The organism is Zeimonas sediminis, from assembly GCF_023721795.1.
Classification (GTDB): domain Bacteria; phylum Pseudomonadota; class Gammaproteobacteria; order Burkholderiales; family Burkholderiaceae_E; genus Zeimonas; species Zeimonas sediminis.
This window is the reverse complement of record NZ_JAMQYE010000001.1, coordinates 2,060,196-2,085,545: the sequence shown is the minus strand read 5'-3', so window position 1 is coordinate 2,085,545 and position 25,350 is coordinate 2,060,196. Positions and strand designations below refer to the sequence as shown.

Here is a 25,350-nt window from a genome sequence, read left to right as displayed (position 1 = left end):
CGGCATGACCGACGCGACCCTGACCACCGGCGCCGACTCCCAGCTGAGGCTGTTCGACCTCGCGGGCCGGCGCGCGCTGGTCCTCGGGCTCGGCGATTCCGGCCTGGCGATGGCGCGCTGGCTGGCCGCCCGCGGCGCGGTGCTGCGCGTGGCGGACACGCGGGCCGGAGACCCGGCCAGGCTGCCCCGGCTCGCGGAATTGCGCGAGGCGGTCGGCGACGTCGAGGTGCTCGGCGGCGACTTCGACCCGGCCTGGCTCGACGGCGTCGAGCTGCTGGCCTGGAGCCCGGGGCTGTCGATCGAGACCGGCGCGTCCGCCGCCTTCCGCGCTGCCGCCCGCGAGCGCGGCATCCCGGTCGCCGGCGAGCTCGAGCTCTTCGCGCAGGCGCTGGCGGAGCTGCGCGAGGGCGGCTACTCGCCGAAGGTGATCGCGGTGACCGGCACCAACGGCAAGACGACCACGACCGCGCTGGCCGCCCACCTGTGCGCCTCTGCCGGCTACAGCGTGCGTGCGGCCGGGAACATCCGCCCGGCCATGCTCGACGCGCTGCGCGAGGCGATCGCCGCCGACGACCTGCCGCAGGTCTGGGTGCTCGAACTGTCCAGCTTCCAGCTTGCGCTGGCCGACGGCTTCAAGCCCGATGCCGCCGCGATCCTGAACGTCAGCGAGGACCATCTCGACTGGCACGCGTCGATGGCGAGCTATGCCGCCGCCAAGAAGCGCATCTACGCCCCCGGCACGGTGGCCGTGTGCAACCGCGGCGATGCCGCGACCGCGATCGACCGCGAGCCCATGGCGAGCTTCGGCGCCGATGCGCCGGCAAGCGCCGGCGACTTCGGCCTGGTGCGCGACGGCGCGCTGACCTGGCTGGCCCAGGCGGTCGCGGTCGACGACCTGCCGGCGGGGCGCCGCCGGCGCGAGCCGCCGCCCTTCACCGTCCGCAGGCTGATGCCGGCCGACGCGCTGCGCATCCGCGGCCTGCACAACCAGTTGAACGCGCTGGCCGCGCTGGCGCTGTGCGCCGCGATCGGCGTGCCGATGGCGCGGATGCTGCACGGCCTGCGCGCCTACGAAGGCGAGCCGCACCGCTGCCAGCTGATCGCGGTCGTCGACGACGTCGAGTACTACGACGACAGCAAGGGCACCAACGTGGGCGCCACCGTCGCAGCGCTCGAGGGGCTCGGCAAGCGCTGCCGGCTGATCGCGGGCGGCGACGGCAAGGGCCAGGACTTCGCGCCGCTCGCGCCGGCCGTGGCCCACCATGCCACCGGCGTGTGGCTGATCGGGCGCGACGCGCCCCGGCTGCGCGCGGCGCTCGCCCACTGCGGCGTGCCGCTGGTCGACTGCCCGGACCTGCCTGCGGCGGTGCGCGCGGCCGCGCAGGGCGCGCGGGCGGGCGATGCGGTGCTGCTGTCGCCGGCCTGCGCCAGCCTAGACATGTTCCGCGACTACGCGCATCGCGCCGAGGTCTTCGCGAGGACGGTCGGCGAGATCGCGGCCGAACGAGGCAATCCGCTGGAGGCGCCGTGCTGAGCAGCCTGCGCCTGAGGCCGACCGCGCGCGGTGCCGGCGCCCGCGCCGGCACCCGCCTGTCCTCGGCCGCCCCCGGCGTCGACGTCGCGATGCTGTGGGTCGTCGGCGCGCTGCTGCTCACCGGCCTGGTGATGGTCTACTCGGCGTCGATCGCGCTGCCCGATTCGCCGCGCTTCGCGCGCTACCAGCCGACTCACTTCCTGCTCCGTCACCTGCTGGCCGTCTGCGTGGGCCTCGCGGCAGCGGTCGTCGCCTTCTCGGTGCCGATGAACCGCTGGCAGGCGTGGTCGGGCTGGCTCTTTCTGTTCGGGCTGGTCCTGCTGGTGATCGTCCTGGTGCCCGGAGTCGGCAAGGTCGTGTACGGCGCGCGCCGGTGGCTGTCGCTCTACGTGCTGAACCTGCAGCCGTCGGAGCTGATGAAGCTGTTCGTCGTCCTCTACGCGGCCGACTACACGGTGCGCAAGCAGGACCACATGCAGACCGTCAGGAAGGGCTTCCTTCCGATGGGTTTCGCGGTGGCGCTGGTCGGCCTGCTGCTGCTGCTGCAGCCGGACATGGGCGCCTTCGTGGTCATCGCCGGGATCGCGATGGGGGTCCTGTTCCTGGGCGGCCTGAGCGGCAAGCTGTTCGCCGGCCTGGTCGTGATCGCGGGCGTCACCTTCTCGGCGCTGATCGCGCTGTCGCCGTGGCGCCGCGAGCGGATCTTCGCCTACCTCGATCCTTTCGACGAGGCCAACGCGCTAGGCAAGGGCTACCAGCTGTCGCACTCGCTGATCGCGTTCGGGCGCGGCGAGTTCTTCGGCGTGGGCCTGGGCGGTTCGGTGGAGAAGCTGCACTACCTGCCCGAGGCGCACACCGACTTCCTGCTGGCGGTCATCGGCGAGGAACTCGGCCTGGTCGGGGTCATGGCGATCATCGTCGCCTTCTTCTGGCTCACGCGCCGCGCGTTCGAGATCGGCCGTCAGTCGATCAAGCTCGACCGCGTGTACGCGGGGATGGTCGCCAAGGGCATCGGCCTGTGGATCGGCTTCCAGGCCTTCATCAACATGGGCGTGAACACCGGCCTGCTGCCGACCAAGGGGCTGACGCTGCCGCTGATGAGCTACGGCGGCTCGGGCATCCTGGTGAACTGCGTGGCGATCGCGATCCTGCTGCGCGTGGACTTCGAAAATCGAAAACTCATGCGGGGTGCCGCATGAGTTTTCGATTTCGGTGCAGGCTGACTTCGCGCAGCGAAGTCAAGCGAGCCAAGGCGAGCGGCCGGAGCCAGAATCGCCGTTCGTTGCGGGGTGCCGCATGAGCCGGACCGTCATGATCATGGCCGGCGGCACCGGCGGCCACGTGATGCCCGGCCTCGCGGTGGCCGCCGAGATGCGCACGCGCGGCTGGAAGGTCGAGTGGCTGGGCAATCCGGCGGGCATGGAGGCCATGCTGGTGCCCAAACACGGGATCCCGATGCGGCCGGTCGCGATCGGCGGGCTGCGCGGCAAGGGCCTCCTGACCAAGCTCTTGCTGCCGGCGGTGCTGCTGCGCGCCTTCTGGCAGAGCCTGCGCGCGCTGCGCGCCGCCCGTCCGGCCGTCGTGCTGGGCATGGGCGGCTACGTGGCCTTCCCCGGCGGCATGATGGCCTCGCTGACCGGCCGGCCGCTCGTCGTGCACGAACAGAACTCGGTCGCGGGGCTGACCAACCGGCTGCTCGCGAAGGTGGCGGACCGGCGCCTCGAGGCCTTCCCGGGCGCGCTGCCCGGCGCGCGCACCTGCGGCAACCCGGTCCGCGCCGACCTGGCCGGCCTCGCCGATCCGGCGCTGCGCTATGCGGGCCGCAGCGGCCCGCTGCGGCTGCTGGTCGTCGGCGGCAGCCTCGGCGCGCAGGTGCTCAACGAGACGGTTCCCGCGGCGATCGCTGCGCTCCCCGCGTCCGCCCGCCCGCAGGTCGTGCACCAGACCGGGCGCGGCCGCCGCGACGAGGTCGAGCGCCGCTACCGCGAGGCCGGGCTCGACGCGCAGGTCGTCGAGTTCATCGACGACATGGCCACCGCCTACGGCGAGGCCGACCTGCTGGTCTGCCGGGCCGGCGCGATGACCGTCTCGGAGATCGCCGCCGCCGGGGTCGCGAGCGTCCTGGTGCCATTCCCGCACGCGGTCGACGACCACCAGACCGCCAACGCGCGCTACCTGTCGTCGCAGGGCGCGGCGCGCCTTCTTCCGCAATCGCAGCTCGACGCATCGCGGCTCGCGGCGCTCGTGGGCGAGCTCGACCGCGGCGCCTGCGCGCAGATGGCCGCGCGCGCCCGCGCGCTCGCGCGGCCCGATGCGGCGGCCGCCGTGGCCGACGCCTGCGAGGAGGTCGCACTGGACAAATGAAGCACAAGGTCAAGCACATCCATTTCGTGGGCATCGGCGGCGCCGGCATGAGCGGCATCGCCGAGGTGCTGCTGAACCTGGGCTACCGGATCAGCGGATCCGACGTGGCCGACAGCGCCACCACGCGCAGGCTCGAGGCGCTCGGCGCCGCGATCGCGATCGGTCACGCGGCCGGCAACATCGACGGCGCCGATTGCGTGGTCACGTCCACCGCGGTGCGCGGCGACAATCCCGAGGTGATCGCGGCCCGGGGCCGTCGCGTGCCGGTGGTGCCGCGCGCGCTGATGCTGGCCGAGCTCATGAAGCTCAAGCAGGGCGTGGCGATCGCCGGCACGCACGGCAAGACGACGACGACGAGCCTGGTCGCGTCGGTTCTCGCGGCGGGCGGCCTGGACCCGACCTTCGTGATCGGCGGCCGGCTGAACAGCGCCGGCGCCAACGCCAGGCTCGGCACCGGCGAGTACATCGTCGTCGAGGCCGACGAGTCCGACGCCTCGTTCCTGAACCTGTCGCCGATGGTCGCGGTGATCACGAACATCGACGCCGACCACATGGAGACCTACGGGCACGACTTCGCGCGGCTCAAGCAGGCCTTCGTCGATTTCACCCATCGCCTGCCGTTCTACGGCGCGGCGGTGCTCTGCGTCGACGATCCGGTGGTGCGCGAGATCCTGCCCTTCGTTTCCAAGCCGGTGCTCGGCTACGGCCTGTCCGAGGGCGCGCGCTTCCGCGCGGTCGACGTGCGCCCCGACGCGGGCCGGATGCGCTTCACGCTGCTGCGCGAGGACGCGCGGCCGCTGCCGGTGCTGCTGAACCTGCCCGGCGAGCACAACGTGCGCAACGCGCTGGCCGCGATCGCGGTGGCCGACGAGCTCGGCGTCGCCGACGAGGCGATCGCGTCCGCGCTCGCCGAGTTCCGCGGCGTGGGCCGGCGCTTCCAGCGCTGGGGCGAGTTCGCGAGCGCCGACGGCGGCCGCTTCACGCTGGTCGACGACTACGGCCACCACCCGGCCGAGATGGAGGCGACGCTGGCCGCGGCGCGCGGCGCCTTCCCGGGCCGGCGGATCGTTCTCGCCTTCCAGCCTCACCGCTACACCCGCACCCGCGACCTGTTCGAGGACTTCGTCCGCGTGCTCTCGACGGTGGACCTGCTGCTGCTCGCCGAGGTCTATCCGGCCGGCGAGGCGCCGATCGTCGCGGCCGACGGGCGCGCGCTGACCCGCGCGATCCGCGTCGGCGGCCGCGTCGAGCCGGTGTTCGTCGAGGACGTCGCCGACATGCCCGGGAGCATCCTCGATGTCGCGCGCGACGGCGACGTGGTGGTCACGATGGGCGCGGGCTCGATCGGCTCGGTGCCGGCCCGCCTGAAGGAGATCGCCGAGCAGGAGGAAGGCCAGTGAGCGTCGATCCGAAGACCGTCGACCCGGCCGCGATGGGCCGCGTGGCCGTGCTGTTCGGCGGCCGCTCGGCCGAACGCGAGGTCTCGATGATGTCGGGCGCGGGGGTGCTCGAGGCGCTGCGCCGGCGCGGCGTCGATGCGCACCCGTTCGACCCGGCCGAGCGCGCGCTCGACGACCTGCGCCGCGACGGCTTCGAGCGGGCCTTCATCGCGCTGCACGGGCGCTATGGCGAGGACGGCACCGTGCAGGGCGCGCTCGAGCTGCTCGGCATCCCGTACACCGGCAGCGGCGTGATGGCCTCGGCGATCGCGATGGACAAGGTCTTCACGAAGCGGATCTGGCTCACGCACGGCCTGTCCACGCCGGGCTTCGCGGTCGCGCGATGCGCGGCCGACGTCGTGCAGGCCGCGGCCCGCTTCGGCCTGCCGATGGCGGTCAAGCCCTCGCGCGAGGGTTCCACGATCGGCTTCACGAAGCTGACCTCGGCCGACCAGGCGGCCGTCGCCTGGGAGATCGCCCGTCGCCACGACGACGAGGTGCTCTGCGAGGAGTTCGTCGCCGGCCGCGAGCTGACCGTGGCGATCCTCGGCTCCGGCGAGTCGGCGCGCGCGCTGCCGGTCATCGAGATCGTCGCGCCGGCCGGCAACTACGACTACCAGAACAAGTACTTCCGCGACGACACCCGATACGTCTGCCCGGCCGAGCTGCCGGCGCCGCTCGCCGCCCGGATCGCGTCGCTGGCGCTCGACGCCTACCGCGCGCTGAACTGCGAGGGATGGGGCCGCGTCGACGTGATGCTGCGCGACGCCGACCAGGAGCCCTTCCTGCTCGAGGTGAACACCTCGCCCGGCATGACCGGCCACTCGCTGGTGCCGATGGCCGCGCGCGCCGTCGGCATGTCCTACGAGGACCTGTGCCTGGCGATCCTGGCCGGCGCCTCGCTGAAGATCGGGGGCGGCCGGTGAATCCCTGGCAAGACGCCCGCCTGCTGAACACGCTCGCGAACCTGATGTTCGGGCTCGTGCTCGCCGCCTGCCTCGGCGCCGCGTTCTGGTGGGTTTCCCAGCGGCCGGTGTTCACGCTTCGGGCCGTCGAGATCGAGCCCGCGCCGGGCGAGACGCTGCGTCACGTGCCCGACGCCGTGCTCCGCGCCACGGTCGTGCGCGGCGTCCGGGGGAACTTCTTCGCAACCAGCCTGGCCGACGTCCGGGCGCTCCTCGAGACGGTCCCCTGGGTGCGCAAGGCGAGCGTGAGGCGCGTCTGGCCCGACGGGCTGCTCGTCGAGATCGAGGAGCACCGGCCGCTCGCGCTGTGGGGCGACGGCCGGCTGGTCAACACCTTCGGCGAGCTGTTCTCGGCCAACCTCGGCGAGGCCGAGGAGAGCGGGCCCCTGCCGCAGTTCTCGGGGCCGCCGGGCACCGAGGTGCAGGTCGCGCGCCGCTGGGCCGAGCTGCGCCAGGTCGTGGCGCCGCTCGGCGTGGAGCCGGTGGCCGTGTCGCTGTCCGACCGTCACGCCTGGACGCTGAAGCTCTCCGACGGCACGACGCTGTTGCTCGGCCGCGAGCAGGGCATGCCGATCGACCGGCGGCTCGCGCGCTGGGTCGAGACCTATCCGCAGGCGATGGCCGAGCTCCAGCGCCGCGCCGAGGTGATCGACCTGCGCTATCCGAACGGGTTCGCGATGCGCTCGCTGGCGATGCTCGAGGAGTCGGGCGATCCCGACGCGCAGGCGGCGGGCAAGGCGGCCAGGGGGCAGGAGCGTCGCGGGCAGGAGTCGCGCAGGCAGGAGACTCGCGGGCAGGAGCGCGGGCGATGAGGGTCGGGCAGCAAACGGAGGCGCCGCGCCGCGGCGGGCAAATGAGCGGGATGGAAGCAGGGATGAAGGCAGGCATCAACGCAGTCGGGACCGGAGCATGACCAGAGACGCGAAGGACCTGATCGTCGGGCTCGACATCGGCACCTCGAAGATCGTGGCGATCGTCGCGGAGATGCGCGGCGACGGCCACTACGAGATAGTCGGGCTGGGCCAGCACGACTCGAAGGGCCTGAAGAAGGGCGTGGTGGTGAACATCGAGAGCACCGTCGCCTCGATCCAGCGCGCGCTCGAGGAAGCCGAACTGATGGCGGACTGCAAGATCCGCACGGTCTACACCGGCATCGCGGGCAGCCACATCCGCTCGTTCAACTCGAGCGGCATGGTCGCGATCAAGGACAAGGAGGTCACCGAGGCCGACATGGCGCGGGTGATCGAGACCGCGAAGGCGGTCAACATCCCGACCGACCAGCAGATCCTGCACGTGCTGCCGCAGGAGTTCATCATCGACGGCCAGGAGGACATCCGCGAGCCGATCGGCATGAGCGGGGTGCGGCTCGAGGTCAAGGTCCACATCGTGACCGGCGCGGTGTCGGCGGCGCAGAACATCGTCAAGTGCGTGCGCCGCTGCGGGCTCGAGGTGCAGGACCTGATCCTGCAGCCGCTGGCCTCCAGCATGGCGATCCTCACGCAGGACGAGAAGGAGCTCGGCGTCGCGCTGGTCGACATCGGCGGCGGCACGACCGACATCGCGATCTTCACCGGCGGGGCGATCCGCCACACCGCGGTGATCCCGATCGCCGGCGACCAGATCACCAACGACGTCGCGATGGCGCTGCGCACGCCGACCCCCGAGGCCGAGGAGATCAAGCTGCGCTCGGGCATCGCCAAGCAGGCGCTGGCCGATCCGAACGCGAAGATCGAGGTGCCCGGGCTGGGCGACCGCAGCCCGCGCACGCTGTCGCGCCAGGCGCTGGCGGCCGTCATCGAGCCGCGCGTCGAGGAGCTCTTCTCGCTGGTGCAGCAGGTGATCCGCGAGTCCGGCTACGAGGAACTGCTGTCGTCGGGCGTGGTGCTCACCGGCGGCACCAGCCTGCTGCCCGGCATGGTCGAGCTCGCCGAGGACATCTTCCTGAAGCCGGTGCGCATCGGCATGCCGGCCTACAGCGGCGGCCTGGCCGACGTGGTGCGCTCGCCGCGCTACTCGACCGCGGTCGGCCTGCTCGAGGAAGCCCGGATTCAGAGGCTGCGCGGCCGCAAGGTGGCCGAGCAGTCCGGTTCGTTCAAGGAAACGCTGCGACGCATGAAGGAGTGGTTCCTTGGGAATTTCTGACTTTCCGAAGACCCCGTGTTTTTCGCACCGGGGCGGCATGAAGGGGAGGCGGGGCCGAGAGGCCGCGCCTGCGGGGGCGCGCGCCGGAATCCGGCCCGGCTTCCCCGACCTGCCGCCTCACCATCCTGGAGGCCAAGACGATGAGCTTTGAAATGATCGAGAACGAAGTGGAAGGCGCCGTGATCAAGGTGATCGGCGTCGGTGGTGCCGGCGGCAACGCCGTCAACCACATGATCAACCGCGGCGTGCAGGGCGTCGAGTTCATCGCGCTGAACACCGACAAGCAGGCGCTGCGCCGCTCGCTCGCCGAGCGCACGATCCAGCTGGGCGACCAGGGCCTGGGCGCGGGCGCGCGGCCCGAGGCCGGACGGGCGGCGGCCGACGCGATGCGCGACGAGATCCGCGCCGCGCTGCAGGGCGCCAACATGGTGTTCCTCACCGCGGGCATGGGCAAGGGCACCGGCACCGGCGCCTCGCCGATCGTGGCGGAGGTGGCCAAGGAGCTCGGCGTGCTGACGGTCGGCGTCGTCACCAAGCCATTCGAGTTCGAGGGCGCGAAGAAGATGCAGATCGCCGAGCAGGGCATCGACCAGCTCGTCGATCACGTCGACTCGCTGATCGTCGTGCTCAACCAGAAGCTGTTCGAGGTGATGGACGACGACGCCAGCCTCGAGGACGCGTTCCGGCGCGCCGACGACGTGCTGCACAACGCGGTGGCCGGCATCGCCGAGATCATCAACATCCCGGGCCTGGTCAACGTCGACTTCGCCGACGTCCGCACCGTGATGGGCGAGCAGGGCAAGGCGATGATGGGGATCGGCGAGGCCGCCGGCCTCGACCGCGCCCGGATCGCCGCCGAGCAGGCGGTGGCCTCGCCGCTGCTCGACGGCGTCGACCTGCAGGGCGCGCGCGGCGTGATCGTCAACATCACCGCCAACCGCAGCCTGAAGCTCAAGGAGACCAACGACGTCATCAACACGATCAAGGCCTTCTGCGCCGAGGACGCGACGATCATCCACGGCACCGTGTTCGACGAAGGCATGGAAGACCGCCTGCGCGTGACCGTGGTCGCCACCGGCATCGGCAAGCGCGCGGCCAAGCCCGTGCTGGTGCCGCAGTCGCAACTGCGCACCGGCACCGACAACGCGGTCGCGTCCGGGCCGAACTACGGCCAGCTCGACCAGCCGACCGTGTGGCGCAGCGGCCGCGCTTCGGCGGTGGCCCAGGTGCAAGCGCTCGAGGACAGCGGCGTCGAGCGCTTCGACATCCCGGCCTTCCTGCGCAAGCAGGCCGACTGAGCCAGGGCCGCGCGCCCCGGTTCGCCGGTTTCCCCGCGCCGGCGAAGCGGGTCCGCGCAGGACCGCTTCCCGACGCCCGCCCGCGTGGCCTCCGCGGGCGGGCGAGGGTGTCGGGCGCCCCGTCGCGGCGGCGCCCGGCCGCCTTGCCCACTCCGATCGAAGGGGCAAGACGGCCGGGCGCCTGCGTTGCGGGGCGCGAAGTCATAAAATGAAGGGTTCCACAACCCACCACGGAGTTCCGTCATGACGATCAAGGTCGGCGACAAGCTGCCGGAAGCCACGCTGCACGAATTCATCGAAGTCGAGGGCAACGGCTGCTCGATCGGCCCGAACGCGTTCAAGGTCTCGGACCTGGTTCGCGGCAAGAAGATCGTCGTCTTCGGCCTGCCCGGCGCCTACACGCCCACCTGCTCGGCCCAGCACGTGCCGGGCTACCTGAAGCAGCACGACGCGCTGAAGGCGAAGGGTGTCGACGAGATCTGGTGCGTGTCGGTCAACGACGCGTTCGTGATGGGCGCCTGGGGCCGCGACCAGCAGTGCGGCGGCAAGGTCCGCATGATGGCCGACGGCAGCGGCGAGTTCACCAGGGCGATCGGTCTCGAGCTCGACCTGTCGGCCCGCGGCCTGGGCGTGCGCTCGCAGCGCTACGCGATGCTGGTCGAGGACGGCGTGGTCAAGTCGCTCGACGTCGAGGCGCCCGGCAAGTTCGAGGTATCGAGCGCCGACGCCATGCTGGCGCGCCTCTGATCGCGCCGCGCCCGCGCCACCCGCTGCCGCAACCGCCAGGGCCATGATGCGACAACGCACGATCCGCTCGCTGGTGCGAACCACCGGCGTAGGCCTGCACTCGGGCGAGCGGGTCGAGCTCGTGCTGCGCCCCGCGGCCGTGGACACCGGCATCGTCTTCCGGCGGGTCGACCTCGATCCGCCGGTCGAGATCCGCAGCGAGGCGTCGCGGGTCACCGACACCCGGATGGCCTCGACGCTCACCGCCGGCGATGCCGGCGACGCCGCGCAGGTCCGCGTGGCCACCGTCGAGCACCTGATGTCGGCGCTGGCCGGGCTCGGCATCGACAATCTCTACGTCGACGTCACCGCCGGCGAGATCCCGATCCTCGACGGCTCGGCAGGCTCCTTCGTGTTCCTGGTCCAGTCGGCCGGCATCGTCGAGCAGGCGGCGGCCAAGAAGTTCATCCGCGTGCTCGAGCCGGTCGAGGTCCGCGAAGGCGACAAATGGGCGCGGCTCGAGCCGCACTTCGGCTTCCGGCTCCGGTTCTCGATCGAGTTCGGCCACCCGGCGATCGACGCCACCGTCCAGGAGGTCGAGGTCGACTTCGCCGAGACCTCCTACGTGCGCGACGTCGCGCGCGCCCGCACCTTCGGCTTCATGCAGGACGTCGAGTACCTGCGCGCCCACGGCCTGGCCAAGGGGGGCAGCTTCGGCAACGCGATCGTCATGGACGAGTACCGCGTGCTGAATGCCGACGGCCTGCGCTTCGGCGACGAGTTCGTCAAGCACAAGATCCTCGACGCGATCGGCGACCTGTACCTCGTCGGCCATCCGCTGCTGGCCTCGTACACCGCCCACAAGTCGGGCCACGCGCTGAACAACCAGTTGCTGCGCGCGCTGCTCGGGCGCCGCGAGGCCTGGGAGATCGTCAGCTTCTCCGAGCGCCGCGAGGCGCCGAAGTTCTTCGCCCTCGACTGGGCTCACGCCTGAGCGGCGCGGGGCTGCCCGATGATGGTCGCGCTGCGCATCCTCGCGCTGGTCGGCTTCGGCGCGGTGGCGCTGTGCGCGCTGGCCTGGCTCCTGACCCGCGACCGGGTCTGGCTGCGTCGCGGCCTGCTGGCGCTGAAGCTCACGGTCGTGCTGGCGGTCGTCTTCTTCGGCATCGTCATCGTCGAGCGCCTCCAGGCCTGAGCGCCGGGCTCGAGCCTCGGTGGCGGGCGATCAGCCGGTCGAGCGCTTCCTGCAGCGGCGACGGGCCCACCCCGGCCCGGAGCGCATCGAGCGCGGCCAGCGCGCCGGCCGGCACCGGCGCCTTCGGCGGCGCGGCCGGCGCCGCCGCCCTTGCCTGGCGCTGCGGCCGGATCTTCAGTCTTTCCACCCGCATTCCCTGGCGCGCCAGCGCGGCCAGCAGCGAAGGCTCGCTCTGGCGCAGGCGCGTGGCCCAGGCAGCGCTGGGCACCACCACGGTCAGCGTGCCGCCGGCGAGTCCCGAAACGGTGACCGGCGCGCCGGCGCTGGCCTCCTGCAGGGCGCGCTGCAGGGCGACCAGGTCCTCGACCTGCCGGGCGAGCTGGCGCAGCGCCGGATCGCTGTCCAGCAAGGTCTGGATCGGCCGGGAAGACCCGGGTCGGAAGGCGTGCTGCATGCGGGCGGAACCTCGGTCGGACGGACGATAGCACGGGCCCGGGCCGCCCGAGGTCGCGTGCTAGACTCCACCGGTTAATCTACCCGTCGGTCCGTCCGCCGCATTCGCGAGCAGGCCGCGACCGCCCGAGACCCGATGATCCAGAAATTCCTCACCCGGATCTTCGGCAGCCGCAACCAGCGGATGCTGAAGGGGTATCGCAAGACCGTTGCCCAGATCAACGCGCTGGAGCCCTCGCTCACCGCGCTGAGCGACGAGCAGCTCGCCGCCAAGACCGTCGAGTTCCGCCAGCGCGTCGCCAACGGCGAAACCGTCGACGCGCTGCTTCCCGAGGCCTTCGCGGTCTGCCGCGAGGCGGCGCGGCGCGTGCTCGGTATGCGCCACTTCGACGTGCAGCTGATCGGCGGCATGGTGCTGCACTCGGGCAAGATCGCCGAGATGCGCACCGGCGAGGGCAAGACGCTGACCGCCACCCTGGCGGTGTACCTGAACGCGCTGGCCGGCAAGGGCGTGCACGTGGTCACGGTGAACGACTACCTCGCCAGCCGGGACGCCGAGTGGATGGGGCGGCTCTACCGTTTCCTCGGCATGTCGGTCGGCACGATCCTGTCGCAGCAGGCCACCGCCGACAAGAAAGAGGCCTACGCGGCCGACATCACCTACGGCACGAACAACGAGTTCGGCTTCGACTACCTGCGCGACAACATGGAGTACTCGGTCGGCGACCGCCGGCAGCGAGGGCTGCATTACGCGATCGTCGACGAGGTCGACTCGATCCTGATCGACGAGGCGCGCACGCCGCTGATCATCTCGGGGCAGGCCGAGGACCACACCGAGATGTACGTGCGGATCAACCAGGTGCCCAAGCTCCTGGCCGAGATGCCGCACGAGCCGAAGTCCGGCGAGCCCGATCCCCCCGGCCACTACTGGGTCGACCGCAAGGCGCACCAGGTCTACCTGTCCGAGGCCGGCCACGAGAAGGCCGAGGAGATCCTCGCGCAGATGGGCATGCTGGGCGGCGGCGCCAGCCTGTACGACCCGGCCAACATCGGGCTGATGCACCACCTGATGGCCGCGCTGAGGGCGCACACGCTGTTCCACCGCGACCAGCACTACGTGGTGCAGAACGGCGAGGTGGTCATCGTCGACGAATTCACCGGGCGGCTGATGCCGGGCCGGCGCTGGTCCGACGGCCTTCACCAGGCGGTCGAGGCCAAGGAAGGCGTCGCGATCCAGGCCGAGAACCAGACGCTCGCGTCGATCACCTTCCAGAACTACTTCCGGATGTACGGCAAGCTGGCCGGCATGACCGGAACGGCCGACACCGAGGCCTACGAGTTCCAGGAGATCTACGGCCTGGAAACCATCGTGATCCCGACGCACCGGCCGATGATCCGCCAGGACCGCCAGGACCAGGTCTTCCGCACCGCCGGCGAGAAGTACAACGCGATCCTCGCCGACATCGAGGACTGCCACGAGCGCGGCCAGCCCGTGCTGGTGGGCACGACCTCGATCGAGAACTCGGAGCTGCTGTCGGGCATGCTCGCCGCCAAGAAGCTGCCGCACCAGGTGCTCAATGCCAAGCAGCACGAGCGCGAGGCGGCGATCGTCGCCGAGGCCGGCCGGCCGCGGGCGATCACCATCGCCACCAACATGGCCGGCCGCGGCACCGACATCGTGCTGGGCGGCAACGCCGAGAAGCAGATCGACCACATCCGCGACGACGAGAGCCTGCCAGAGGCCGAGAAGACCGCGCGAATCGACAAGATCCGCGGCGAGTGGCAGGCGCTTCACGACCAGGTGATCGCGGCCGGTGGCCTGCACATCATCGGCACCGAGCGCCACGAGTCCCGCCGCATCGACAACCAGCTGCGCGGGCGTTCCGGCCGGCAGGGCGACCCGGGCTCCTCGCGGTTCTACCTGTCGATGGACGACCCGCTGCTCAAGATCTTCGCCGGCGACCGCCTGAAGGCGATCATGGACCGGCTGAAGCTGCCCGAGGGCGAGGCGATCGAGGCCGGCATGGTCACCCGGTCGATCGAGTCGGCGCAGCGCAAGGTCGAGGCGCGCAACTTCGACATCCGCAAGCAGCTGCTCGAGTACGACGACGTCGCCAACGACCAGCGCAAGATCGTCTATTCCGACCGCAACTCGCTGCTCGAGTCCGAGGGCATCGCCGAGCGGATCACCGACCTGCGCCACGCGGTGTTCGGCGCCCTGTTCCGCCAGTTCGTGCCCGAGGAGTCGGTCGAGGAGCAATGGGACGTCGCCGGGCTGCAGAAGCTGCTCGAGACCGACTGGCAGATCGAGGCGCCGCTCACGCAGATGCTGGCCGAGCGCCCCGAGCTCACCGACGAGGACCTGCTCGCCGAGGTGCTGAAGGCGGCCGATGCGCACTATCGCGCCAAGGTCGAGCTGGTCGGCGAAGAGGCCTTCGCGGGCTTCGAGCGCTCGATCCTGCTGCAGACCATCGACCAGCACTGGCGCGAGCACCTGTCGGCGCTCGACTACCTGCGCCAGGGCATCCACCTGCGCGGCTATGCCCAGAAGAACCCCAAGCAGGAATACAAGCGCGAGGCCTTCGAGCTGTTCAACCTGATGCAGCAGCGCATCCGCGACGACGTCACGCGCATCCTGATGACGGTGCGGATCCAGAGCGCCGAGCAGGTCGAGCAGGCCGAGGAGGCGGTGCAGCCGCACTACTCCAACGTCAACTACACGCACGCCGACTTCGGCCAGGCCGCCGCGGCCTCTGCGGAGGCCGACCCGGAGTCGGTCGCGATCGCGGTCCAGCACGCCCCCGAGTCGCAGCCTTCCGGCCAGCAGCCGGTGCGCCGCTTCGGCGACAAGATCGGCCGCAACGATCCCTGCCCCTGCGGTTCCGGCAAGAAGTACAAGCAGTGCCACGGCCGGCTCGCCTGATCGTCCCGGAGTGACCCGATGCCCGTGAATCTCGTTACCCCCGCTCGCGAGTCGCTGCTGCCGGTCGCCGGCGTCGAGATCGGCACCGCGAGGGCCGCGATCCGCAAGCAGGGCCGGCGCGACGTGCTCGTGATGCGGCTCGCCGAAGGCAGCACCGTGGCCGGCGTGTTCACCACCAACCGCTTTCGCGCGGCGCCGGTCCGCGTCTGCCAGGAACATCTCGCCGGTTCCGGCGGCGCGATTCGCGCGTTGCTGGTCAACACCGGCTGCGCCAATGCCGGCACCGGCGAGCCGGGGCTGGCCAACGCGCGGCGCAGCTGCGAGCTGCTCGGCCAGGCGCTCGGCTTTGCCGCGGACAGGGTGCTGCCGTTCTCGACCGGCGTGATCCTCGAGCACCTGCCGATGGATCGCCTGTCGGCCGGCATCTCCGCGGCGGTCGCCGACCTCGGCGCCGGCGACTGGCTGGACGCCGCCGAGGCGATCATGACCACCGACACGATCCCCAAGGGCGAGTCGGCGCAGGTCTCGATCGGCGGGCGAACGGTCACGGTCACCGGCATCTCGAAGGGCGCCGGGATGATCCGCCCGAACATGGCCACGATGCTCGGCTACATGGCGACCGACGCGGCGATCGCGCAGCCCCTGCTCGAGCGCTGGGTGCGCGAGATCGCCGATCGCAGCTTCAACCGGGTCACGGTCGACGGCGACACCTCGACCAACGATTCGCTGGTCCTCGTGGCCAGCGGCGCAAGCGGCGCGTCGGTCGCCAGCGAGTCGGATCCCGGCGCCGCCGAGCTGAAGGCGGCCCTGCTGGCGGTCGCCCAGAAACTCGCGCAGGCGCTGGTTCGCGACGGCGAGGGCGCGACCAAGTTCATCACGATCGACGTCGAGCAGGCGGCCAGCCCCGAGGAGGCCGCCGCCGTGGCCTACGCGATCGCCCATTCGCCGCTGGTCAAGACCGCATTCTTCGCCTCCGACCCGAACCTGGGCCGGATCCTGGCCGCGATCGGCTACAGCGGCGTCGCCGACCTCGACGTCGACCGGATCGAGGTCTTCCTCGACGAGGTCCACGTGGCGACCCGCGGCGGCCGTCATCCGGACTATCGCGAGGAAGACGGCCAGCGGGTGATGAAGCAGTCCGAGATCCGGGTCCGGGTGCTGCTCGCCCGCGGCGAGCACGCCACCACCGTCTGGACCTGCGACCTCTCGCACGACTACGTTTCGATCAACGCCGACTACCGTTCCTGATGTCCGCCTCCGCCTCCCCGCTCGATCGGCTCGTCGATCGGGCCACCGCTCTGCTCGACCGCCTCGAGTCGATGATCCCCGCCGCCGCCGAGCCCGACTGGGACGCGGCGATCGCCTTCCGCTGGCGCCGGCGCCAGACCGCGCTGGGCGTGCAGTCCTTCCTGCAGCCGGTCGGGCAGGTCGCCACGATCCAGCTCGACGACCTGCAGAACATCGACGACCAGAAGGAGGCGATCGCGCGCAACACCCGGCAGTTCGTCGAGGGCCTGCCGGCGAACAACGTGCTGCTGACCGGCTCGCGCGGCACCGGCAAGTCGTCGCTGATCAAGGCCTGCCTGAACGAGTGGGCGCCTGGCGGCCTGCGGCTGATCGAGGTCGACAAGGACGACCTGGTCGACCTGCCGGACATCATCGGCCTGGTGTCCGGGCGCCCCGAGCGCTTCATCGTGTTCTGCGACGACCTGTCCTTCGAGGAGGGCGAGGCGGGCTACAAGGCGCTCAAGGTGGCGCTCGACGGCTCGGTGGCGGCGCAGTCCGACAACCTGCTGATCTACGCCACCTCCAACCGCCGGCACCTGATGCCCGAGTACATGGCCGAGAACCTCGAGGCCAAGTACCAGGAAGACGGGGAGATCCACCCCGGCGAGCGCACCGAGGAGAAGATCTCGCTGTCCGAGCGCTTCGGCCTGTGGGTTTCCTTCTATCCGTTCCGCCAGGAGGAGTACCTGGCGATCGTCGGCCACTGGCTCGCAAGCTTCGGCTGCGGGCAGCGCGAGATCGCCGCGGCCCGCGCCGATGCGCTGCGTTTCGCGCTCGAGCGCGGCTCGCGCTCCGGCCGGGTCGCCTGGCAGTTCGCGAAGGACTGGGCCGGCCAGCACGGCCGCACCGCGCGACGCGCCAAGTCCCGGGCCAAGCCGCGCGCGGCATGACGGCCGGCCGGTCGCCGGTCGACGTCGCGGTCGGCGTGGTGATCCGTGCCGACGGGGCGGTGCTCTTCGGCCAGCGCCTCGCCGGCAAGCCCTACGCCGGCTGGTGGGAGTTTCCCGGGGGCAAGCTCGAGGCCGGCGAAACGGTCACCGAGGCGCTGGCCCGGGAGCTTCACGAGGAGCTCGGCATCGACATCGAGGGTTCCTCGCCCTGGGTGGTGCGCGAGCACGTCTACCCGCACGCGCACGTCAGGCTGCACTTCCATCGCGTCGAGCGCTGGCGGGGCGAGCCGCGCTCGCGCGAGGGGCAGGCGCTGCGCTGGCAGCGGCCCGACTCGATCGAGGTCGCGCCGCTGCTGCCGGCGGCGATCCGCGTCGTCGGCTGGCTGAGGCTGCCGCAGGCCCTGGCGATCTCGGCGGCGTCCGATCTCGGCGACGAAGCCTTCCTGCGCGCCCTGGACGCGCGCCTGGACGCCGCGCCTTGCGTGCTCCAGTTGCGCGAACCGGGCATGGCGGCCGCGCGCTTCGACGCGCTGTTCCGGGAGGCGAGGGCACGCTGCGAGCGCCGCGGCGCGCGCCTCGTCGTGAACAGCGCCCACCCGGCCTCGTACTGGCGGGCCGCCGGCGGCGTGCACCTGCGCGCGGCCGACCTGATGCGGCTCGAGCGTCGGCCCGACCTGCGCTGGGTCGGCGCGTCGTGCCACGACGAGGCCGAGCTCGCCCGGGCCTGCGCGCTGGAGCTCGACTACGCGCTGCTCGGCCCGGTGCTGCCCACCGCGTCGCACCCCGGCACGCCGGGGATCGGCTGGGAGGGATTCGCGCGGGTCGGGGCGCCCACGGCGATCCCGGTCTTCGCTCTCGGCGGCCTCGACTGGGCCGACGCGCCGGCGGCGCGCCGTGCCGGCGCGCACGGAGTCGCGCTCAGGAGCGCGGCCTGGCGTTGAAGGCGGCCGCCTCGCCCTCGTCGGACGAGGCAGCGTCGTCGCGGGCGTCGCCGGAGATCCGGTAGGCCTCGGAGGCCCAGGCGCCCAGGTCCGCGGTCTTGCAGCGTTCCGAGCAGAACGGACGCCAGCGATTGGCCGGCGAGAAGTCGGCCTTGCGGCCGCAGGTGGGGCAATCGACCGTGACGGTCATCGGGCTACAGGTTGCAGAGCGCCAGCTCGAAGTCCACGTCGGCCTCGAAGGGCCTGGGGCGCAGGTCGCCGTCCTGGCTGGTGAAGCGGATCCACAGCAGGTACTTGTTGGCGCTGATCTCGGGTATCGCGCCGAGCGACTCGTCGAGCCTGACCTGCACCATCTGCCAGGTGCGCCCGCCGAGAGATTGCTGGAAGCTGCCCTGCCGGGCGGTCAGCCGCGAGCGCTGCGCGCTCTCGCGCAGCAGGTTCAGCACGATCGCGAGGCTGTCGTGCAAGGCCCTGAACGGCGCCGCCCAGCCGGCGATGTCGCGCTGGCGGACGTCCGCCGGCCGGTGCTGCCAGGCGTGGTACGAGGGCAGGTCGAATTCGCAGGCGCCGCCGGCGATGATCACCCGGCTGCGGATGCTCATCAGCCATTCGTTGTCGCGCAGGTGCTGTCCGGTGCGACCGGTGATCGCGCCCAGCCCGGCGCCCGCGGCGTCGATCTGCGAAAGCACCCGGTCGAGCATGTCGACCGCCACGTCGGGGCTGGACCGGAAGGCGACCAGGGCCTGGCGCTGGCGCTCCAGTTCCTGCAGCAGGTCCGACTTCAGGTCGGCGCGCGCCGAGACGTCGAGGATCTCGAACAGCGTGATCAGCGCGACGTGATGGTCCAGCGGATGCTCTCGCCGCGCGAACGTGTCGAGGCGTTCGAAGAGATCCTCGAGCCGCAGCAGGGTCCGGACGCGTTCGTTAAGCGGGTACTCGTACAGGATCAAGGCTCGTCCTGGGCCGTTCGTTGGCGCGGTTCGGCGAATTCTGGCGCAAAGGCCCGTGCTTGACAAACCGCCGGCCCGCGCTTGTGCGGCTCGGCGGCTTCATGCGCGCTGGCCGGCGAGTTCGAGGTAGCGACGATGCAGCGCGTCGACCTGCGGCGCGAGCGACTCGGCATCGCCGCCGTTGTCGACCACGTCGTCGGCTGCGGCGAGCCGCGCCTCGCGAGTGGCCTGGGTCGCGATGATCGCCTCGACCTGCGCGCGCTCGAAGCGGTTGCGCTGCATGACCCGGGCGATCTGCGTCTCGACCGGGCAGTCGACGACCAGCAGCCTGTCGACGCGCTCGCGCCAGCGGCCCGACTCGACGAGCAGGGGCACGACCACGATCGTGTAGGGCCCGGTGGCCTCCTCGATCATCAGTTCGCAGCAGTGGCCGATCATCGGGTGCAGGATCGCCTCGAGCTTGCGCCGCGCGGCCGCGTCGCCGAAGACGATCGTGCGCATCGCCGCGCGGTCCAGCGCGCCGTCCTCGGCGATCACCGCTTCGCCGAAGGCCTCGCGGATCGCCGGGATCGCCGCGCCGCCGGGCGCGGTCAGCGCGTGGGCGACCGCGTCGGTGTCGACGATCGGCACGCCGTGAGCGGCGAACATGTCCGCCACGGTGCTCTTGCCGCTGCCGATGCCGCCGGTCAGGCCGACCAGGAATCGTCCTCTGTCCATTCGATCGAGTCTAGCAGCCCGTGCAGGCAGGTCCGGGGCAGGGGGCGGGCAGCCCTCTGGCAGCGGCGTCAGAGTCGGTCGGCGCGGCGGGCGAGCCGGCGCGCCGATCAACGCATGCCGATCAGCGCGCCCAGCGGGTCGCGCAGGTAGAGCGCGAGCAAGCCGGCGCCCGCCAGGTAGGGTCCGAAGGGAATCGGCACCTCCCGCTTGTGCCTTGCGAACAGGATCAGCGCGATTCCGACCGCCGAGCCCACGACCGAGGCGAGCAGGATGATCGCCGGCAGCGCCGTCCATCCGAACCAGGCGCCCAGCGCGGCCAGCAGCTTGAAGTCGCCGAAGCCCATTCCCTCCTTGCCGGTGACGATGCGGAACAGCCAGTAGACGCTCCACAGGCTCAGGTATCCGGCCATCGCGCCGATCACCGCCTCCTGCAGCGGCACGTAGGTGCCCCACAGGTTGAACAGCAGGCCCAGCCACAGCAGCGGCATCGTCATGCTGTCGGGCAGGAGCTGGGTGTCCAGGTCGATGAAGGTCAGCGCGATCAGCACGAAGCCGAGCAGCACTGCGCCAAGCCCCGCCCAGGTCGCGCCGAAGCGCCAGATCGCCAGCGCGGAGAGCAGGCCGGTGGCCAGTTCGACCAGCGGGTAGCGGGCCGCGATCTTCGCGCCGCAGGCCTTGCAGCGCCCGTGCTGCAGCAGCCAGCTGAGCAGCGGGACGTTCTCCAGCACGCCGAGCTGGTGTCCGCAGGACGGGCAGCGCGAGCGCGGGAACAGCAGGTCGAAGCGCTCGGCGGCCGGCGGGTCCTCGCCGCGCAGCTCGGCCGCCTGCGCCTCCCACTCCATCTCCATCATCTTCGGCAGCCGGTAGATGACGACGTTCAGGAAGCTGCCGATCATCAGGCCGAGCACCAGCGCGGTGGCGACGGCCAGGGCGGGGGACTGCTGGAGCGCTTCGATCATGGAGGGAAGGGGGAGGGTGGAGTCGCGAGATCCGCCTTATACCACCTGGCCCAGCTTGAAGATCGGCAGGTACATCGCGATCACCAGGCCACCGATGACCACGCCGAGCACGACCATGATCATCGGCTCCATCAGGCTCGACAGGCTCTCGACCGCCTCGTCGACCTCGCGCTCGAAGATGTCGGCCGCCTTGGACAGCATCGAGTCGAGCGAGCCCGACTCCTCGCCGATCGAGGCCATCTGCACCACCATGTTCGGGAAGGTCTGCGCGTTCTGCATCGACACGGTCAGGCTGGTGCCGGTGGCCACTTCCTGCTGGATCTTCTTCGTGGCGACCAGGTACACGTGGTTGCCGGCCGCGCCGCCCACCGAGTCGAGCGCCTCGACCAGCGGCACGCCGGCGGCGAACATCGTGGACAGCGTGCGCAGCCAGCGCGCGATCGTGGCCTTCTCGACCACCGGCCCGAACACCGGCAGCTTGAGCAGCAGCCGGTCCATGAACATCTGCACCTTGGTCGAGCGCCTCCAGGCCTGCATCAGGAAGTAGAGCGTTCCCCCCAGTGCGCCGAAGATCAGGTACCAGTATTCGACGAAGAAGTCCGACGCCCCGATGACCATCAGCGTCGGCGCCGGCAGGTCGGCGCCGAAGTTCGAGAACACCTCCTTGAAGGCAGGCACCACGAACAGCATGATCACGGCCACCACGATGATGGCCACCGCGATGACCGCGGTCGGGTAGAACAGCGCCGACTTGATCTTGCCCTTGATCGCCAGCATCTTTTCCTTGTAGGTTGCGAGCCGGTCGAGCAGGTCGTCGAGAATGCCCGCCTGCTCGCCGGCGTTCACCAGGTTGCAGAACAGGCTGTCGAAATACAGCGGGTACTTGCGGAAGGCCTGCGACAGCGAGGTGCCGGTCTCGACGTCGGCGCGGATGTCGGTGAACAGCTTGGACACCGCCGCATTGCTCGAGCCGCGCGCCACGATGTCGAAGGACTGCAGCAGCGGCACGCCGGCCTTCATCATCGTGGCCAGCTGGCGCGTGAACAGCGCGATGTCCTTTTCCTTGATCCTGCGGCCGCGCGCGTAGCGCCGGCGCTTGACCTTCGTGACGACGATGCCTTGCCGGCGCAGCGACGACTGCAGGATCGCCTGGCTGCTGGCGCGGACCTCGCCGCGCACGGTCTTGCCGTTGCGGTCGCGGCCTTCCCACTGGAAGGTCTGCTCGCGCGGCTGCGCGCGCCCCGGGGCGGCGGTTGCTGCTCTGGTTGCCATCGGTCAGGTTCCCGTGTCGCGTGTCATTCGTTGGTCACACCGAGGACTTCCTCGATGCTGGTCAGCCCCTGCATCACCTTCATCAGGCCCGAGCGGCGCAGGTCTCGCACGCCCTCGGCCTCGGCCTGCGCGGCGATCTGCAGCGCGTTGCCGCCGGCAAGGATCAGCTTCTGCATCTCCTCGGTGATCGGCATCACCTGGTAGATGCCGACGCGGCCCTTGTAGCCGCTGCCGTTGCAGCGCTCGCAGCCGACCGGGCGGTAGGGCACCCAGCTGCCGTCGAGGTCGGATTCCAGGAAGCCGGCGGTCAGCAGGCCGCCTTCGTCGACGTCGAGCGGCTGCTTGCAGCCGCACAGGCGGCGCGCGAGGCGCTGGGCGGTGATCAGGCTGACCGACGAGGCGATGTTGAAGGCCGGCACGCCCATGTTCGCCAGCCGGGTCAGCGTCGTCGGCGCGTCGTTCGTGTGCAGCGTCGACATCACCAGGTGGCCGGTCTGGGCCGCCTTGATCGCGATGTCGGCGGTTTCCAGGTCGCGGATCTCGCCGACCATGATCACGTCCGGGTCCTGGCGCAGGAAGGCGCGCAGCGCGGCGGCGAAGGTCAGCCCCGCCTTCTCGTTGACGTTGACCTGGTTCACGCCGGGCAGGTTGATCTCGGCCGGGTCCTCGGCGGTGGAGATGTTGATGCCGGGCTCGTTCAGGATGTTCAGGCAGGTGTAGAGCGACACCGTCTTGCCCGAGCCGGTCGGGCCGGTGACCAGCACCATGCCGTAGGGGCGCCTGATCGCCTCGACCAGGGCGGCCTTCTGGTCGGGCTCGTAACCGAGCGCGTCGATGCCCATCTTGGCCTGCGACGGATCGAGGATCCGCATCACGATCTTCTCGCCGAACAGCGTCGGCAGCGTCGACACCCGGAAGTCGATCGCCCGGTTGCCCGACAGCACCAGCTTCATCCGACCGTCCTGCGGCACCCGCTTCTCGGAGATGTCCAACTTCGAGATGACCTTGATGCGGGAGGCGAGCTTTTCCTTGATCGCCAGCGGCGGCTGCGCGATCTCGCGCAGCTCCCCGTCGACCCGGAAGCGGATCCGGTAGAACTTCTCGAAGGGCTCGAAGTGCAGGTCCGAGGCGCCGGCCTGGATCGCGTCGACGAGGATCTTCTGCAGGAAGCGCACGACCGGCGCGTCGTCGATGTCGCTGCTGTCGACCTGCGAGGCCTGATCGTCGCCGGTGACGTCGACGCCCTCGACCTCGCCGGCGATGTCGTCGAGCTGCTCGGCGGCGCTGCGGCCCAGCTTGTCCACCAGCCGCTTCAGCTTGTCGTGCTCGACGACGATCGCCTCCACGCTCGCCTGCGCGGAGAACCGGATCCGGTCGAGCAGCTTCGTGTCGGTCGGGTCCGAGACCGCCACGGAGATCCTGCCGCCCCGCTTCCCGAGCGCGACGACGCCGGCGTCGGTCGCGAACTTGCGGTCCAGCGCATCGGCCGGCAGCGAGGCCGGGTCGACGGCGGACAGGTCCAGCAGCGGGTGGCCGAAGACCTCGGCGGCGAAGGCCGCGAGCTGGCGGGGGCTCATCGCGCCGCCATCGAGCAGCGCGTCGACGAAGCCGGTGCCGGCTTCGTCGGCGGCCTGCTGCAGCTGCGTGGCCTGGTCGAGACGCAGCTTCTCGTGCTGGACGAGCGCTCGCGCGATGCCCGCCAGCGTCGTCTGCCGGGACTGGGGGCGTTGCGGGGTCGTGGCGACTGCCATCGTTGCTGGTCGTCCTGTGCTGGGGGGCTTGCTCGTGCCCGCATATTGCGCCGCGCCGCGGCCGGCGCGGGCGGGTGCTGGACGAGCGGCAGCGCACGGTCGGACGAACGGTTCGGGATGCCGTGCGCGGGCAACGGCGCGCGGCCGACGGTTCGCCGCGGCCCGGGCGCCCGGGTGCCGCCGGGCCCGGCGAACGACGGCTAGTGCGGCAGGCGACGCAGTCGGGCGCTGCGGATCACCCGGTCCTCGATCTGCTGGATCTCGACCGCCAGGTTTCCGAAGCGAACGCTCACTGGCGCCTCGGGCAGCTCCTGCAGGACGTCCAGCAGCAGCCCGTTCAGGGTCCGGGGGCCGTCGACCGGGAACTGCGTGCCGAGTCGCCGGTTCAGGTCGCGCAGCGAGGCAGTGCCTTCGACCACGACCTCGTCGTCGGTCCAGGCCTGGCCGGTCTCCCCGCCCGGCGCCGTCGTCGTGAACTCGCCGATGACCTCCTCGACGATGTCCTCGAGGGTTACCAGGCCCAGCACCTCGCCGTACTCGTCGACCACCAGCCCGAGCCGCTGGCGGTTCTCCTGGAAGAACTGCAGCTGTCGAAAGACCGGGGTCCCGCTCGGGACGAAGTAGGGCGGGGACAGGAGCTCGCGGACGTCGTCGGCGTCGAAGGCCTCGCGCTGCAGCAGGCCCAGCGCCCGGCGCACGTGCAGGATGCCGACCACCCGGTTGATCTCGCCTTCGTAGACCGGGATCTTGTTGTGGTAGCAGGTCGACAGCTGCTCCCGGATGCCGCGCTCCTCGGTGGCCAGGTCGAGCGCCTCGACCCGGTGGCGCGGCACCATGACGTCGTCGACGCTGATCCGCTCCAGGTCGAACAGGTTGAGCAGGATCGAGCGGTGCTTGTGCGGCATGAACCGGCCGGATTCCAGGACGATGGTCCGCAGCTCGTCGAGCGACAGCGTCTGTTCGCGCGGCTCGGACGGCCGCACGCCGGCCAGCGCGAGCAGGCGGCCGACGAACAGGTTGATCGTCCAGACGACCGGCGAGAACAGCGGCATCAGTCCGCGCAGCACGTAGCTGGCAGGCAGCGCGACTCGCTCCGGGTGCGTCGCGCCGATCACCTTCGGCGTGATCTCGCAGAAGACGATCAGCATCACCGCCACCACGGTCGTTGCGATCAGGATCACCCGGTCGTCGTCGCCGAAGTAGCGGATCGCAAGCGCGGTCACGATCGCGGTCAGCGCCGTGTTCGCGACGTTGTTGCCGAGCAGGATCGTGCCGAGCAGCCGGTCGGTCTGGCCGAGCAGGCCGGCGGTGATCCGCGCGCTGCGGCGGCCCTGGCGCACCAGGTGACCGAGCCTGAAGCGGCTCAGCGCCATCATGCTGGTCTCGGCGATCGAGAAGAAGGCGGACGCGAGCAGCAGCAGGATCAGCAGCAGCAGCTGCAACCAGAGCGGAAACGATTCCAAGCGCGACAGACCCTGTTCGAGCGGCCGCGCGGCGGCCGGGGCGGGAGCCGCGTCAGACTACCGGATTCCGGTTCCTCGCGC

23 protein-coding genes are annotated in these 25,350 nt (G+C 71.0%); 15 read left to right on the top strand and 8 right to left on the bottom strand.

All coding sequences use genetic code 11. The features are described from left to right. Window positions 1-4 precede the first annotated feature (4 nt). The 11 genes from murD to M6I34_RS09670 all read left to right on the top strand — a co-directional run bounded on the left by murD (window position 5) and on the right by M6I34_RS09670 (window position 11,663). On the top strand, window positions 5-1,534 hold the full coding sequence (murD, locus tag M6I34_RS09720) for a UDP-N-acetylmuramoyl-L-alanine--D-glutamate ligase (RefSeq protein ID WP_336254505.1): 1,530 nt from the start codon (window positions 5-7) through the stop codon (window positions 1,532-1,534). Further along, window positions 1,423-2,733: a putative lipid II flippase FtsW gene (gene ftsW / locus M6I34_RS09715; RefSeq protein WP_418953549.1), complete on the top strand. Its 1,311-nt coding sequence runs from the start codon at window positions 1,423-1,425 to the stop codon at window positions 2,731-2,733. Before murD ends, ftsW begins: the two co-directional genes overlap by 112 nt. A 97-nt stretch (window positions 2,734-2,830) precedes the next feature. Then, window positions 2,831-3,898, top strand: a complete 1,068-nt coding sequence (gene murG, locus M6I34_RS09710; protein WP_272485485.1) for an undecaprenyldiphospho-muramoylpentapeptide beta-N-acetylglucosaminyltransferase — start codon at window positions 2,831-2,833, stop codon at window positions 3,896-3,898. Next, window positions 3,895-5,298 (top strand): UDP-N-acetylmuramate--L-alanine ligase, encoded by a 1,404-nt coding sequence (murC, locus tag M6I34_RS09705; RefSeq protein ID WP_272485484.1) that lies wholly within the window; start codon window positions 3,895-3,897, stop codon window positions 5,296-5,298. Before murG ends, murC begins: the two co-directional genes overlap by 4 nt. 32 nt (window positions 5,299-5,330) lie before the next feature. After that, window positions 5,331-6,263 carry a D-alanine--D-alanine ligase gene (locus tag M6I34_RS09700; RefSeq protein ID WP_272486649.1) on the top strand — a complete coding sequence of 311 codons (933 nt, stop codon included), beginning with the start codon at window positions 5,331-5,333 and terminating at the stop codon, window positions 6,261-6,263. Beyond that, window positions 6,260-7,114: a cell division protein FtsQ/DivIB gene (locus tag M6I34_RS09695; RefSeq protein WP_272485483.1), complete on the top strand. Its 855-nt coding sequence runs from the start codon at window positions 6,260-6,262 to the stop codon at window positions 7,112-7,114. Before M6I34_RS09700 ends, M6I34_RS09695 begins: the two co-directional genes overlap by 4 nt. Window positions 7,115-7,211: 97 nt before the next feature. After that, complete coding sequence (gene ftsA, locus M6I34_RS09690) at window positions 7,212-8,444, top strand: cell division protein FtsA (protein ID WP_272485482.1); 1,233 nt, start codon at window positions 7,212-7,214, stop codon at window positions 8,442-8,444. A gap of 140 nt (window positions 8,445-8,584) precedes the next feature. Further along, the gene (gene ftsZ, locus M6I34_RS09685) at window positions 8,585-9,742 is read left to right on the top strand and encodes a cell division protein FtsZ (protein WP_272485481.1); all 1,158 of its coding nucleotides are present in this window, start codon (window positions 8,585-8,587) and stop codon (window positions 9,740-9,742) included. A 243-nt stretch (window positions 9,743-9,985) separates the two neighbouring features. Then, a complete protein-coding gene (locus tag M6I34_RS09680; protein ID WP_272485480.1) occupies window positions 9,986-10,489 on the top strand; it encodes a peroxiredoxin in 504 nt (167 codons plus the stop codon). A gap of 43 nt (window positions 10,490-10,532) precedes the next feature. Next, window positions 10,533-11,462: a UDP-3-O-acyl-N-acetylglucosamine deacetylase gene (gene lpxC / locus M6I34_RS09675; RefSeq protein WP_272485479.1), complete on the top strand. Its 930-nt coding sequence runs from the start codon at window positions 10,533-10,535 to the stop codon at window positions 11,460-11,462. Between the two features lie 18 nt (window positions 11,463-11,480). Next, window positions 11,481-11,663 (top strand): hypothetical protein, encoded by a 183-nt coding sequence (locus M6I34_RS09670; RefSeq protein ID WP_272485478.1) that lies wholly within the window; start codon window positions 11,481-11,483, stop codon window positions 11,661-11,663. Here M6I34_RS09670 and M6I34_RS09665 read toward each other — a convergent pair. Then, a complete protein-coding gene (locus tag M6I34_RS09665) occupies window positions 11,638-12,117 on the bottom strand; it encodes a DciA family protein (protein ID WP_272485477.1) in 480 nt (159 codons plus the stop codon). The genes M6I34_RS09670 and M6I34_RS09665 overlap by 26 nt on opposite strands. A 138-nt stretch (window positions 12,118-12,255) precedes the next feature. Here M6I34_RS09665 and secA point away from each other — a divergent pair, with 138 nt between their 5' ends. Genes secA through M6I34_RS09645 form a run of 4 tightly spaced genes read left to right on the top strand, consistent with a single transcriptional unit; the run spans window position 12,256 to window position 18,157 of the window. After that, a complete protein-coding gene (gene secA, locus M6I34_RS09660) occupies window positions 12,256-15,039 on the top strand; it encodes a preprotein translocase subunit SecA (protein ID WP_272486648.1) in 2,784 nt (927 codons plus the stop codon). Window positions 15,040-15,057: 18 nt separating this feature from the next. Next, window positions 15,058-16,287, top strand: a complete 1,230-nt coding sequence (argJ, locus tag M6I34_RS09655; RefSeq protein ID WP_272485476.1) for a bifunctional glutamate N-acetyltransferase/amino-acid acetyltransferase ArgJ — start codon at window positions 15,058-15,060, stop codon at window positions 16,285-16,287. Further along, window positions 16,287-17,216, top strand: coding sequence for an ATP-binding protein (locus tag M6I34_RS09650; protein WP_272485475.1), 930 nt, complete (start codon window positions 16,287-16,289; stop codon window positions 17,214-17,216). Before argJ ends, M6I34_RS09650 begins: the two co-directional genes overlap by 1 nt. Then, window positions 17,213-18,157: a Nudix family hydrolase gene (locus M6I34_RS09645; protein WP_272485474.1), complete on the top strand. Its 945-nt coding sequence runs from the start codon at window positions 17,213-17,215 to the stop codon at window positions 18,155-18,157. Before M6I34_RS09650 ends, M6I34_RS09645 begins: the two co-directional genes overlap by 4 nt. On the opposite strand, the gene M6I34_RS09640 is transcribed toward M6I34_RS09645, so the two are convergent. The 7 genes from M6I34_RS09640 to M6I34_RS09610 all read right to left on the bottom strand — a co-directional run bounded on the left by M6I34_RS09640 (window position 18,135) and on the right by M6I34_RS09610 (window position 25,269). Beyond that, window positions 18,135-18,347, bottom strand: a complete 213-nt coding sequence (locus M6I34_RS09640) for a DNA gyrase inhibitor YacG (RefSeq protein ID WP_272485473.1) — start codon at window positions 18,345-18,347, stop codon at window positions 18,135-18,137. The genes M6I34_RS09645 and M6I34_RS09640 overlap by 23 nt on opposite strands. 4 nt (window positions 18,348-18,351) lie before the next feature. After that, window positions 18,352-19,107: a cell division protein ZapD gene (gene zapD / locus M6I34_RS09635; protein WP_272485472.1), complete on the bottom strand. Its 756-nt coding sequence runs from the start codon at window positions 19,105-19,107 to the stop codon at window positions 18,352-18,354. A 99-nt stretch (window positions 19,108-19,206) separates the two neighbouring features. After that, on the bottom strand, window positions 19,207-19,824 hold the full coding sequence (gene coaE / locus M6I34_RS09630; RefSeq protein WP_272485471.1) for a dephospho-CoA kinase: 618 nt from the start codon (window positions 19,822-19,824) through the stop codon (window positions 19,207-19,209). 107 nt (window positions 19,825-19,931) lie between these two features. Beyond that, window positions 19,932-20,783 (bottom strand): prepilin peptidase, encoded by an 852-nt coding sequence (locus M6I34_RS09625; protein WP_272485470.1) that lies wholly within the window; start codon window positions 20,781-20,783, stop codon window positions 19,932-19,934. Window positions 20,784-20,819: 36 nt separating this feature from the next. Continuing rightward, window positions 20,820-22,055 carry a type II secretion system F family protein gene (locus tag M6I34_RS09620; protein WP_272485469.1) on the bottom strand — a complete coding sequence of 412 codons (1,236 nt, stop codon included), beginning with the start codon at window positions 22,053-22,055 and terminating at the stop codon, window positions 20,820-20,822. 23 nt (window positions 22,056-22,078) lie between these two features. Further along, the gene (pilB, locus tag M6I34_RS09615) at window positions 22,079-23,806 is read right to left on the bottom strand and encodes a type IV-A pilus assembly ATPase PilB (protein ID WP_272485468.1); all 1,728 of its coding nucleotides are present in this window, start codon (window positions 23,804-23,806) and stop codon (window positions 22,079-22,081) included. Window positions 23,807-24,006: 200 nt separating this feature from the next. After that, entirely contained in the window at window positions 24,007-25,269 is a 1,263-nt protein-coding gene (locus tag M6I34_RS09610; RefSeq protein WP_272485467.1) for an HlyC/CorC family transporter, read from the bottom strand. Window positions 25,270-25,350: the final 81 nt, after the last annotated feature.